This window comes from Staphylococcus sp. HMSC069E10 (genome assembly GCF_001809205.1).
Taxonomy (GTDB): Bacteria; Bacillota; Bacilli; order Staphylococcales; family Staphylococcaceae; genus Staphylococcus; species Staphylococcus hominis.
The window spans coordinates 67,755-81,012 of sequence record NZ_KV796474.1 but is presented as its reverse complement, the minus strand read 5'-3'; the positions used below and the strand labels follow the sequence as shown (position 1 = coordinate 81,012).

12 protein-coding genes and 2 pseudogenes are annotated in these 13,258 nt (G+C 29.2%); 6 read left to right on the top strand and 8 right to left on the bottom strand.

Annotated elements, in window-relative coordinates; genetic code table 11:
• Positions 1–49: 49 nt before the first annotated feature.
• The 6 genes and pseudogenes from agrA to HMPREF2561_RS03710 all read right to left on the bottom strand — a co-directional run bounded on the left by agrA (position 50) and on the right by HMPREF2561_RS03710 (position 5,052).
• The gene (agrA, locus tag HMPREF2561_RS03735; RefSeq protein WP_002455088.1) at positions 50–766 is read right to left on the bottom strand and encodes a quorum-sensing response regulator AgrA; all 717 of its coding nucleotides are present in this window, start codon (positions 764–766) and stop codon (positions 50–52) included.
• Between the two features lie 12 nt (positions 767–778).
• Entirely contained in the window at positions 779–2,068 is a 1,290-nt protein-coding gene (gene agrC, locus HMPREF2561_RS03730) for a quorum-sensing sensor histidine kinase AgrC (protein ID WP_070468350.1), read from the bottom strand.
• Between the two features lie 32 nt (positions 2,069–2,100).
• A complete protein-coding gene (agrD, locus tag HMPREF2561_RS03725; RefSeq protein ID WP_049413902.1) occupies positions 2,101–2,241 on the bottom strand; it encodes a cyclic lactone autoinducer peptide AgrD in 141 nt (46 codons plus the stop codon).
• 2 nt (positions 2,242–2,243) lie between these two features.
• Entirely contained in the window at positions 2,244–2,810 is a 567-nt protein-coding gene (locus tag HMPREF2561_RS03720) for an accessory gene regulator AgrB (protein WP_070468348.1), read from the bottom strand.
• A 701-nt stretch (positions 2,811–3,511) separates the two neighbouring features.
• The gene (locus HMPREF2561_RS03715; protein WP_061815725.1) at positions 3,512–4,297 is read right to left on the bottom strand and encodes a carbon-nitrogen family hydrolase; all 786 of its coding nucleotides are present in this window, start codon (positions 4,295–4,297) and stop codon (positions 3,512–3,514) included.
• A gap of 130 nt (positions 4,298–4,427) precedes the next feature.
• A pseudogene (locus HMPREF2561_RS03710) lies at positions 4,428–5,052 on the bottom strand (nitroreductase family protein).
• Between the two features lie 178 nt (positions 5,053–5,230).
• Between HMPREF2561_RS03710 and HMPREF2561_RS03705 the strand changes: the two are divergent.
• Positions 5,231–6,664, top strand: coding sequence for an SdrH family protein (locus tag HMPREF2561_RS03705; RefSeq protein WP_070468346.1), 1,434 nt, complete (start codon positions 5,231–5,233; stop codon positions 6,662–6,664).
• Positions 6,665–6,719: 55 nt separating this feature from the next.
• Here the strand turns inward: HMPREF2561_RS03705 and mroQ are convergent, their stop codons facing one another.
• Positions 6,720–7,460 (bottom strand): intramembrane glutamic endopeptidase MroQ, encoded by a 741-nt coding sequence (mroQ, locus tag HMPREF2561_RS03700; RefSeq protein ID WP_037541691.1) that lies wholly within the window; start codon positions 7,458–7,460, stop codon positions 6,720–6,722.
• Positions 7,461–7,634: 174 nt separating this feature from the next.
• On the opposite strand from mroQ, the gene groES reads away from it, so the two are divergent.
• The 4 genes and pseudogenes from groES (at position 7,635) to HMPREF2561_RS03680 (ending at position 11,179) form a co-directional block, all read left to right on the top strand.
• Entirely contained in the window at positions 7,635–7,922 is a 288-nt protein-coding gene (gene groES, locus HMPREF2561_RS03695) for a co-chaperone GroES (protein WP_017175272.1), read from the top strand.
• Between the two features lie 56 nt (positions 7,923–7,978).
• On the top strand, positions 7,979–9,598 hold the full coding sequence (gene groL, locus HMPREF2561_RS03690) for a chaperonin GroEL (protein WP_002450059.1): 1,620 nt from the start codon (positions 7,979–7,981) through the stop codon (positions 9,596–9,598).
• Between the two features lie 518 nt (positions 9,599–10,116).
• A pseudogene (locus tag HMPREF2561_RS03685) lies at positions 10,117–10,326 on the top strand (hypothetical protein); the annotation flags it as partial.
• A gap of 181 nt (positions 10,327–10,507) precedes the next feature.
• On the top strand, positions 10,508–11,179 hold the full coding sequence (locus tag HMPREF2561_RS03680) for a type 1 glutamine amidotransferase (protein WP_048678809.1): 672 nt from the start codon (positions 10,508–10,510) through the stop codon (positions 11,177–11,179).
• A 50-nt stretch (positions 11,180–11,229) separates the two neighbouring features.
• Here the strand turns inward: HMPREF2561_RS03680 and HMPREF2561_RS03675 are convergent, their stop codons facing one another.
• On the bottom strand, positions 11,230–12,516 hold the full coding sequence (locus tag HMPREF2561_RS03675; protein ID WP_070443990.1) for an aminotransferase class I/II-fold pyridoxal phosphate-dependent enzyme: 1,287 nt from the start codon (positions 12,514–12,516) through the stop codon (positions 11,230–11,232).
• A 467-nt stretch (positions 12,517–12,983) separates the two neighbouring features.
• Here HMPREF2561_RS03675 and HMPREF2561_RS03670 point away from each other — a divergent pair, with 467 nt between their 5' ends.
• Complete coding sequence (locus tag HMPREF2561_RS03670) at positions 12,984–13,160, top strand: SE1626 family protein (RefSeq protein WP_002455099.1); 177 nt, start codon at positions 12,984–12,986, stop codon at positions 13,158–13,160.
• Positions 13,161–13,258 lie beyond the last annotated feature (98 nt).

Below are 13,258 nucleotides of genomic sequence, written 5' to 3'. Positions count from 1 at the left end.
AAAGAGATTAAGAAACCCCTTCAGATATTAAAATGAAGGGGTTTTAATATTATATCTTTTTAACATTACGTACAGAGGCATAGCAATGCTCACCGTTTCTGAAAGTTACAATTCGTTCTTTAGAATCGACTGAATCGATATTATGGCGATTTACAACAAAACTATTGTGACATCTGAAAAAACGATCATCGAGTTGTGCTAATTCTTTAAGATTTCCGTAGAATTCAATCTGACGGTTATCAAGATGCGCAATTAAACGATGGGATTTTGTAGACGATTCAAAGAACATGACATCATCATATTGTACATATATTGAATTGCTACCACGCTTTAATTCAATTGTCTCAACATTACTTTCTTTTGAAAGTAATTTTAAACGTGTATGAGCAGTTTCAATACAATCTATTATTCGCGTTTTAAGTTGATTAGGATCATCTTTAAAAATAAAATCCATTGCAGATACCTTATAGACAAATGTTAGGTAAGTGAGTTCACTATGACTTGTAACAAAGATGATATTCCCAATAGGATCATACTTTCGAATTTCACTTCCAAGTTTAATACCGTTAATATCAGCTTCTAATTGTATATCTAAAAAATAACATCCAACATCATTCATTTCTTTTGACTGTTCAATAATTTCATAAGGATCATCTGTCGCTAACGCTATTTCCATCGGTTTTTCTTCAATCATTATATAGTTATTAATAATTGAAACCATATTTTCACGTTGTTTCACATCGTCTTCACAAATGAATATTTTCATTTTTTCACATCCTTATGGCATATTATTTATAATTTCTACTTTTTGAACGAAGTAGCCATTTTCTATAGTAGTATCAAGTAACACGTTTTCAGTAGTATCAGTAATGTCTTTTAAAGTCGTTAGACCAAGTCCTCTGTTATCTCCTTTAGTTGAAAAGGAATCTTGAAATAATTCATGGATTTTCGGCATATCTTCTTTACATTTATTCATAACAATAAACATGACTGACGTTTCGACATTGATGAATGCAATTCTAATTAAGGCATCTTCTAATTCTTCTGAAGCCTCAATAGCGTTATCAATGATAATCCCAATGATACGGCTTAAATCAACTGTATTCATCTCAATATGATCAATTAACTCTGGCACTTCAATACTAATAGGTATATTTTTTTCTTGAGCTTGTAAAATTTTAGTTGTTACTAATCCTTTAATAGCACGCACTTTTAAATTATCCGTACCATTAATTTTGATTGAGTTCATTTGAAGGTTATCTTTCATAGGAACAATATTGTCATTAAAATATGTCTTTAAACCATCCATATCATTTTCTCTTATGTATTCTGACATTGTAGTAAGAATATTGACGTAATCATGTCTAAACTTACGCATTTCATTATTAATCGATTCTATTTGTAGTGTGTATTCATAATACGTTTCAATTTCTTCCAAACTTTGCTTATAACGCATTTCTCTTAATGTGTTTATCGATATTAATATAATAACAATGGCGAAAAAGAGAAGTATACTAATAAAAATTAAAGCATAACCTTTTAAAGCATGAAATCCACTTTTGGGAATTTGAGAATAAAGAGAAAGGACTAAAAATGATGATACTAAAACAATTGATATAACAGTCAAATATGTCTTGTTAATGGCTAAATACGATTGCTTTAATTTTCTAAATAATTTTCTAAATGAATAACCTAAAAAAATTGAAATACTTAAGAAAACTAATACATAGGCGATATTACTTATAGTGATATTTTGAATATAGTTATCAAAAAAAATCAATATAAAAAAGCTAATAAAATTACTTAAAAACATAAGTATTGCACTACCTAAAACAGTTAAGATAGAGTATAGTTTTACCTTATAATATAAAAATAATGCACAACTAGTGAGTAAAAATAATAATGAAATACTACCAAAATAATAATATAAAAAAGTAGAAGGGATTATAATCGCTAAAATGATTAAATAATCCCTTACTGTGTATTTTATGTCTAGAATAATTTTTGCAATTAAAAAAAAGAGAAAACTTTGAAACAAAGCTAAGGGTACGTTTGATAAAAAATCCATACGACACACACTTTCTTATTAAATAAAAATTATTATTTTTTTAAATCTGTTAATTCTTGTGGGACTTCTGGTTCATCAAAATATCCACCACAAGTATTAATTGTTGCTATATTGCCAATTGTTTCTAAAAAGAATGAGAATAATTTAATAAATAATTGAGTAATAAATGTCATAATTAATAATCCTCCTTAGGAAAAAAGAATGGTAATAGTGTTGTACTTTCAAGTATCATACCTAATAAAATTAATTGTTTATATGGCTCTGTTGCTATAATAGAAATAATGATTAAAACCACTACTAAAATAATAGACTTTATTTTTTTACGAGGTTTTAGTCGTTCGGGTATGGGTTGTTTCTTAGTGGCAGCTGGTGCATAAATAATAATCAGTAATAATGCAATACCACTAACACTATACATGATACCCATATTAATATGATAGTAAGCAATGAGCCATGGTAAACCAACAAATAAAATTAAATTTTGAATATGGCATAGCAAAGTAGACTTTGCATGCGCTCCGTGTGCATTGTGTCGAATTAAAAAATAACTAATGTGTGTGATTAAAGTATACAAAAATGTATGGAATATGAGCGCAGCACCATAAGTCACAATTGTTTTAGCAATATTACTAACAACCACTTGCATGCCTAATCGTACTTTTAAGAATTGGATATGATCAAGGTTGTTTTTCTCTTGTAAATAAGATGCAAAGTGCTCAATTTTATCATCAATTGCTTTCAATATTGTGCCACTCTCCTTGACTATATTATACAATTTTGTGCAATTAGTCTGTAAAATAATGCTTAACTGTTAAAATTTAATACTTAACTGTAAAAGTAATTCGATAACTCATATTTTACCATATAAAAATAAACAGTTTAGTAGAAAAAGATGCAAGTTAAGAAATTTTTAATAACTTAAATGAATGTTATGTTTTAATATACTCATATCACATTAAAGTGATATAAACTTAATAATCTTAGTCTTTAAATTGTTAGTCTTTGTTTTATTCGAATAAATCTTTTTTTGATTTTGTTAGTAGTTGCGAAATTAAAAGTTGATTTATCGATGAGTTGTAAGGAATGTTTGTGTAGTTTGACTATGTATTTGTGATGATCGAGAACAATGGGTTATTCGATAATATCGATTTTCATAGTGAAATATTTCATTTATTTATTTCTTCGTGTAGTTCTATTCATTAATAAGCTATCCCAACTTATTGATGAAAAATGCATAATACTCGTTGAAGTGTTAACTCAGTAGAAAATAATTAACTTAGCTATTCTGAATAGAAGGTAATTATTTTCAATATGCAAGCTATCATAACATTGTTATGCAATGTAATTTTTCATAATTAATAACATCCCCAAAAGATTGAAAAATAACTGTAAAACATTCCCTTAAGTAAAAGTCGTGAGTCTCTCCCAAGCTCACGACTTTTTTTATTTATATAAATGAGGTTTTAAATTTCTAAAGATTGGAATAGCATCTCTTTGGCGTGATACTTCTTGAATGTTGATATCAACTGAAATAGTAGCTTCTTCTCTGTTTAACTCAACAAGAATATCTCCATTAGGATTGATAACCATTGAATGTCCAGCGTATTCAGTATTTCCATCATGACCTGTACCATTACATGCGACGATGAAAATATCATTTTCTATCGCTCTAGCTTGAAGTAAACTTCTCCAATGATTAAGTCGAGATGTTGGCCATTCGGCGACATAAAATGCGATTTGAGCACCTTCTCTAGCGGGGTATCTTAGTAATTCAGGAAATCTTAAGTCATAGCATATAATTTGAGTGGCGAGAGCACCTGATGATAAAGCAAATGGTTCTGGAACTGTTTTTCCATCTTCTAAAAATTCTGGTTCATTTAGCATTGGAACTAAATGAACTTTATCATATTTGTTAATACGACGACCTTCTTTAGATACAGTAAAAGCAGTATTATAAACTTTATTATTTCGTTTATTTGAAACAGATCCTGCGACGATGTCAACTTGATATGTTTGAGCAAGATTCGAAATAAAAGGAAAACTACGTGATAATGCTTGATCTGCTTTTTCATTTAATTCTTCTAAAGCATAGCCATTGTTCCACATTTCTGGCAACACAACAACTTCAGTATCAGCATCTAATTGAGTATTAAACCATTCTGAAATTTTTTGTTCATTTTTCTCAACATTTCCATATTCGACATAAAATTGGAATATTTGTATTTTCACTTTAACCACTCCTCAACCTGCTTAATAATTTCAATTTACTAAATTTGGCTATGAAAAGCAAAATGAAGCACATTACAATTAAGGTAAAATGACTTAACTGTAATATGCTTCATTGATAAATTTAAATTTATTATTTTTTAATAATAAATCGTTGATCAGTAGGGTGAATTTCTTTTTCACCAGCTTGTTCTTCAATATCACCAAATGGCATTTGTGCTACAAGTTTCCATGATGCTGGAATATCAAATGTTTGTGTTGTAACTTGATCAACTAGTGGATTATAGTGTTGTAACGATGCGCCGATACCTTTTGAACTTAGTGCAGTCCAAATTGCGTATTGATGCATAGCATTTGTTTGAACAGCCCAGTTAGCAAAATTATCAGCATATGATGGCATTTGTTCTTGTAATGATTTTATAACATCTTCATCTTCAAAATATAAAATAGTTCCGTAGGCATGCTCGAAACCATTAATTCTTTGATTAGTAGGTTCAAAGTCGCGATCTGGTCCCATTACATCTTTGAGTACAGTTTTAGCATTTTCCCAGAATTTAATATGTTGATCATTAAGTAATAAAACGATACGTGTTGATTGTGAATTAAAAGCTGAAGGCATATAATTTTACAATATGTTCAATCATTTTCTCTAATTCTTCATCACTAATAGAAATAGATGTTTTAGTTTTATAAATTGTACGTCTGTTTTCAACTTCAGTTAAAAATGGTTTTGTGTTTTCTTTATCAAATAGTCCCATCAAATAATCTCCTTTTTTTAATATATATCCAGTATAAAATTTATACTGGAATAAGTAAATTATTATATAACAAAAAATTTCATAAATATTAATATTCTTTATCAATTTGTTTATATGCATGCATGATATGTTTTTATTCTTTATACTAAAACTGTTAAAAATAAGAGGAGGTCTCAGAATGATAAAACAAAATGTTATTCGAACAAGTCTTATTTTTGCTATAAGTGCAACTATATTCAGTCACTATAGTTATGCTGAAACCTCTTCTAATATAGAGAGTGAAGACGTAGATCAGAAAGTAAACCTACAAAAAACTTCTGACACTCAGCATTCTAAAATTGAACTAAGTAATGAAAATCAAAACATAAAAGAATTTAATCATACCAACGATGAAACTAGCAACACAGAAGAATCACAACAAGAAAGTAACGAAACTAACAGTAAGGAAGAATCAAAAACAGAAGAATCACAACAAGAAAGCAACGAAACTAACAGTAAGGAAGAATCAACAGCAGAGGGATCACAAGAAGAAAGCGAAGAGCCTAATAGTACAAAAGAATCAATAGCAGAAGAGTCACAACAAAAAAGTAATGAAACTAATGGCCCTGAAGAACCAAAAACAGAGAAAGCACATGAAGCGGACAAGAAAACTGATAGCATAGAAGAACCAAAAAAAGAAAAAGTTAATGATAAGAATCAACAAAAGAGTGGAATAGAACATATCCATAAAAATAACACGTCATCTTCTAAAGAAAAAAATCATAATAAATATAAAACAACACAAAAAAGTAAAAATGATGATTCAACTATTTTTAAGCAAGAAGAACATCAAAATGTAATGTCTAAATCAATGAAGTCGAAACAAAATCAAATCATACAACCATATAATGATAATACTTCATCCAATGTTTACTCAAATACTAATTATCAAAAGGGTAAGTCTCAAAATAGTGTTTCAAAAACAATGTTTAACCAATTGTTTTCACGACAACTAGTTGAAAACAATCATAATAACTTTGAACCAACACATTTAAAGCAAAGTAATCTATATTTTCAAAGTGATAGAAGAAAAGAATCCACTTATCCAAGTATATATCAAATAGAGTCAAGATTTTCAGAAAATATCTTAAATAGGTTTAATCAATATGCAAAAGGTGCTTATAAGTACAACCCATATATTATTAATAAGGTTAATCATTTAGATGATAATGGTGAAAAAATAACAAATAAAGATTTTAATCGTTTAATTAAGAAACAAAAATTTGATAATCAAAATCTAAATATATTACAAGAGGATTCTCAATACTTTAGATTTCAATATTTTAATCCACTTAATGCTAAAGAATATTATAAAAATTTAGATGAGCAAGTTTTATCATTAATTACAAATGACATTGGCTCTATGCCTGATTTAAAAAAGCCAAAAACAATTCATAAGGATGAAGTGGAAGAAGAACAACACAAAAAAGTCATTACTTCTTCTCATAAAAAATCAGAATCAAAATCATATATAAAAACTTTGAATATGATACTGATTCCTACTTTAATTTTAATATCTTCCACTGTAATGATAATTTATGTATATCAAAAGTTAAAAACGAAAAAAAAGTAAAAGCATCAAATGTCTAGAGCATTCGATGCTTTTATTTATTAAGATAAATTATGTGCTAGTTACACAAATGAATAATAAATTGAGTTTGTTGTTTTAAATGATTTAATGAATCGCCAAGGAAAATTTGCATTACTACAACGAAGCCATTTTGAAACATATGAATAAGTATCGGAACAGAAATTCGTTTTGTTAAAGTATAAGCTAATGAAAGTATCATCCCCATACCAAAATAAATAAGAATAAATTTAATATCATTATGAGCTAATGCAAAAAGTAAAGAACTTACGATAGAAGCAATTAAGAAGGCAATGATTCTATTTCCTTTAATTCGATCATATAGTTCACCAAAGAACACTTTTCTAAATACATATTCTTCTAAAATAGGGCCTACAACAGAAATTAATATAATAAAAATAGGGAGTTGTTTTGCTACAGCCATTATTCGTTGAGTATTTGGACTTTGTTGTGGTTGACCGAAAATCCATATGTTAATCACACCTACAATAACTTGATATAACATAACTATGAAAAAGCCAAGTACAGCCCATGGGATAATATAACGTTTTGATTCTTTATGTTCTTGCTCTAAGTTTGTAGGATTCTTAATTTTGAAATGAAGAAAGATGATTAAAATTGCTGCAAGTATAAATAAGATAACTTGAGTATACACTCCAGCCCTAGCTAAAGCCATACCTGATAAACGATTAAATATAGGCGTCTGTGCTAGAACTAAGGGTAAAAATTGTGCTAAAGCGTATATAAATAATGTTAGTATTGCCACCCAAATTCTTGCCATTTGAAACCTCCAGATTAAATATCAATAATTCTTATTTTATCGTAAAAAACTCAGATGTACAAAAGTAAGAGAATGTTTTTACTTGAAATATTGACCAAATTTGATTATTATAAAAATTAGGTTAGCACTCATTATATTAAAGTGCTAAATAGACCCTGCTAAGGAGGAACAATCATGCTTAAACCATTAGGAAACCGTGTGATTATCGAAAGAAAAGAACAAGAAGAAACAACTAAAAGTGGAATCGTTTTAACTGATAGCGCAAAAGAAAAATCTAACGAAGGTGTTGTAGTTGCGGTAGGCAGCGGACGTCTTCTTGATAATGGTGAGACAGTTGCTCCCGAAGTAAAAGAAGGTGATTCAGTAGTATTTCAAGAATATGCTGGATCAGAGATTAAACGTGGAGAAGAAACTTATTTAATTTTAAATGTAGAAGATATATTAGCAATTATAGAAAAGTAAAAATAACTATATAAAAATTGTCAAAAAAATGATTAATATTAATGGAGGTCGTATAGATGGCTAAAGATCTTAAATTTTCAGAAGATGCTCGACAAGCGATGTTACGTGGTGTGGATAAACTAGCAAACGCTGTTAAAGTAACAATTGGTCCTAAAGGTCGAAATGTTGTATTAGATAAAGAATATGTTGCACCTTTAATTACAAACGATGGTGTAACAATTGCCAAAGAAATTGAATTAGAAGATCCATATGAAAATATGGGTGCTAAATTAGTTCAAGAAGTAGCAAATAAAACAAATGAAATTGCTGGTGATGGTACTACAACTGCTACAGTATTAGCACAAGCAATGATTCAAGAAGGTTTGAAAAACGTAACAAGTGGTGCAAATCCAGTTGGTTTACGTGAAGGCATTGATAAAGCAGTCAGAGTAGCAGTTGAAGCATTACATGATATTTCTCAAAAAGTTGAAAATAAAAATGAAATCGCACAAGTAGGTGCAATTTCTGCTGCTGATGAAGAAATTGGTAAATATATTTCTGAAGCAATGGACAAAGTAGGTAATGATGGTGTTATTACAATTGAAGAATCTAATGGACTTGATACGGAACTAGAAGTTGTAGAAGGTATGCAATTTGATAGAGGTTATCAATCTCCATATATGGTAACAGATTCTGATAAAATGATTGCGGAATTAGAAAGACCATATATTTTAGTTACAGATAAGAAAATTTCATCATTCCAAGATATACTACCTTTATTAGAACAAGTTGTTCAATCAAGTCGACCAATCTTAATTGTGGCAGATGAAGTCGAAGGTGATGCATTAACAAATATTGTATTAAACCGCATGAGAGGAACATTCACTGCTGTAGCTGTTAAAGCACCTGGCTTTGGTGATCGTCGTAAAGCAATGTTAGAAGATTTAGCAATATTGACTGGCGCAACAGTGATTACAGATGATTTAGGATTAGAATTAAAAGATGCTTCTATTGATATGTTAGGTACTGCAAATAAAGTAGAAGTAACAAAAGATAATACAACTGTTGTTGATGGTGATGGAGACGATAACAGTATTGATGCACGTGTAAGTCAAATCAAAGCACAAATTGAAGAAACTGATTCAGACTTTGATAGAGAAAAATTACAAGAACGTCTTGCTAAATTAGCTGGTGGCGTAGCAGTGATAAAAGTAGGAGCTGCTTCTGAAACAGAATTAAAAGAACGTAAATTACGTATTGAAGATGCATTAAATTCTACACGCGCTGCAGTTGAAGAAGGTATTGTTGCAGGTGGCGGTACAGCATTAGTTAATATCTATAATAAAGTTGAAGAAATAGAAGCGGAAGGCGATGTTGCGACAGGTGTTAATATTGTACTTAAAGCTTTATCAGCACCAGTACGTCAAATTGCTGAAAATGCTGGATTAGAAGGTTCAGTTATTGTTGAAAGACTTAAACATGCTGATGCAGGTGTCGGATTCAATGCTGCTACAAACGAGTGGGTGAATATGCTTGAAGAAGGTATTGTAGATCCTACTAAGGTAACACGTTCAGCTTTACAACACGCTGCAAGTGTTGCTGCAATGTTCTTAACTACTGAAGCGGTAGTTGCAAATATCCCAGAGCCTGAAAGTAATGATAATGCTGCAATGGGCGGTATGCCAGGTATGATGTAAAAACGCCTATAAATGTTGATATATCAATGTTTTGTGTTTTTACTGGTCATAATTTAGTTATAGAAATTTAGGAAATATAATAAAAAGACTGATAAGTTCATTTTGAAGTGTGCTTTGTCAAATAGACAAGTAAATAATTAAAAGATATGGTTGGTTTTGTTTTATGCAAAATCAGCCATTTTTAATGTTAGTTTTTTATATTAAAAAAATGGACATATTCTTTAATTATTTGTTTAGCTTCACTGATATCTTTAAATATAATTTAAATATTTTTTACATAAAACTTGTCGAAATTTTACATCTTTTGATTTTCAACAATTTTATTTAATATACAAATTGAAAAAAAGAAAAAGATAATAAATAAAAATGCTAAATTTAATAATCAAAATAATAATATAGATTAATATAGTGATAAAAGAATTCTTGCTTTTTATATTTATGTTGTTATTTAATTTTCTGACGGTTTTGATTATAGAGTGAATCTGTACTGAAATATTGATTAGTTAATTCAAAATGATCCAGTTAAAGGTGATGTGTGGGCTAAATAGTATGCAAATTTATTAAATGTTAATCCTAATATGAATATTGAACTAGCGTCTTCATTTGAACGTGGTGCTAGTAATGAAAAATTCAAAAAACAAGGTGGAACACTGATTTATACTACATGGAAAGATGGAATGAACCCTATTAAATACTATAGTGACTTAATAGGAAATAGAAAAGTATGAGTTTTATATTGGAGTCTATGGCAAAAAATGATTGTCTTAGATTCTTTATATATATTGGATTGCTTATAAAAGTTTTTAAATATAAAAATTATATAATTTTTATGATATTTATTTTAAGTGTTTCGAAGTATAATGATATCAAAGATATAAATAAACATTGACTTTTAAAGGAGAATCAACAATGAGGATTAATATTTTACAACATACCCCTAATGAAGGTCCTGGAGTTATCAGAGATTGGGCTACCGAGCATCACCATGAATTATATATTTATCATCCTTATTTTAATGGCGGTATCATTCCCAATGTTAAAGAAACAGATTTACTTATTATTTTAGGAGGACCCATGAGTCCTAATAATGAGGATAAATGGATTTTTGAAGAAAGAGAATTAATTCGCAATTTAATACAGCAAAATAAGCCAATATTTGGTATATGTTTTGGCGCTCAACAAATTACTAAAGCACTAGGATATACTGTAGGAAAATCTCCAGTAAAAGAAGTCGGTTGGGATAAAGTTTATCTTGAGTCACCGATCATTCCTAATATTCCAAAAGTATTGATGGCATTACATTGGCATGAAGAAACATTTTATATACCTAAAAATGCACAATTATTATTTTCAAGTCAATATTTAAAAAATCAAGGATTTATTTTGAATAATAATATTATTGGACTACAATTTCATTTTGAACCAGATGCTCATGATATAAAAGAGATTGTCATGAATGATGCTTCATACGCGGTTGATTCCGTATTAAATCAAACGTCAGAACAGATTCTTAACCAAGAAGTACCAAAAGAGAATAAAGAAGTAATGTTTAAATTATTAGATTTTATTACAAGTCATTAAAAAATAGCGAGAGCCTTCCTGGTTAGGTCTCTCGCTATTATACTTTTATGTTATTTTAAGTCATCAATTGCTTTAGCAATAGAATCAAAAACATGTGGAATATCGTTTTTTTCAACACAACTAAAAGCAATACGAATATCTGTATCATTAAGTGCAATAATACCAATTGAGTATTTATCGATTAAATGAACACGAAGTTCTTCTGGGTTAACACCGATTACTTTAAGTGCCATAAAGTATCCAGAGTTAAAATCATATGCTTGCCAATGTTGTTTATATTTTTCATCATAAACCACTTCTTTTGTTACTTCATAACGTTCTTGTAATGTTTTTACATTAGCTTGAATTTCTTTATCAAATTGTTCATGATTCTCTAGTATATATTTAATTGCACTTTGAGAAGGCATTGCTCCACTTGAAATATTACTTCTAATTAATCCTTTAACTTTAGCCTCTAATACGTCTTTAGCTTTTTGATTACTTAATCCAAATGTAAGAAAGCCAACACGTAAACCCCAAGCAAAAAATTCTTTAGTTGCACCGTCAAGGCGTATTGGTAAAATGTTTTTTGAATCTAATTGAGTAATTGCAGTAAAAATAGATTGTGTATAGACATCTTCATAAAATAAACCATAGTATGCATCATCTACGACTGTAATCACCTTAGTTCCTTTTTCTGCTAAGCGTTCAATTGCTGAGACAATTGTAAGAACTTCTTCTTTAGTAGGTGTATAGCCTGTTGGATTATTAGGATAGTTTAAGATAATAATAGCTTTATCTTGTTTAAAATTATCTAAAGTAGATACAAGTGAGTTTGTTGTATAATGTCCATCTTGATCGAAAATAGCATAAGTTTCAATATTTGCCTTATGTCTTGTATTAAAAATAAGTTTATAGTTTCCCCAGTTATGTGTTGGTAATAAAATTGTATCTTCATCATTTACAAATAAGTCAGCAACTAAAGATAAACCATGGGTTAATGCATTCGTCACGATCGGACGGCTTATAGATGAAGCTTTTAAACTAGGATTTTCTTTTAACATTTTTTGTTGCCATAAATCTCTTAAAGTTTCAATTCCTTGTGGCGGAGCATATGGGAAAATCTCATCAGGCGAAAGATGATTGTAGACATCAAATAATGTGTCTGCATACATTTTTCCTTTATCATTAGTTGCCATACCAATTGTTGCATTGTATTTTGTTGATTTAGCTTCTGCAGACTGAGACAGAATACCTTTGGGATAAAACATAGATTGACCTAATGTCGATAACATGCTTAATATTTCAGGACGGTCATCGCCTAGTTGATCGTTTAAATGTTGTGCTAAAGGATTCATTTTCATAACCTCGCTTTAAATTGTTATTCACATTATATATTATCTTGAATTAAACAAAATATAAAGTTTTCTAATAAAAATAAAGCAGAGAAGTGTTTTTATTAGAAAACGGAACGTATGTTCTGTTTGTGTGTTAAAATATATATAGGTCATCATGAGATATGACACTTTACTTTGTGGAGGTGTAGTGTAATGTCGTGGTTATTAGAAGGTTTAGTCACACTTATAACAGGGAGTATGCTAATTATATTTCGAGTTTGGTTAGAAACTAAGTGGAAAAATAAATAAGATGACCTTACACAAAAACCCCTTAACTTGATGTGGCAAGTTAGGGGGTGTAATGCAATTTGTGGATATAACACTATCTTAACATAGAACATATACAATTCAATTTTAATTAAATAAATGATTAATGCATATAAAATAAAAAATTTGATATAATTATTATAATGAGGTGACTAAAAATGATGAAACACCTAACAAAAATTTTTGTAGGTTTAGCTATTGTTTTGTTTGTCATTGGATATTATCTACAAGCCACTGGACATGAAAGTCAAGGTATAAAGTTATTATTGGCTGCCATTATGTTTATGATATGTGCATTTATTAATCGTAGCAATGACAGACGTAAAAATAAAAAGTAACATATGAAAACTATGATGCAATTACCACTGTAATACTGTATCATAGTTTTTTTGTTTAACTATGTTTATAGTGTATATACAACTTATGTCTTAAGAAT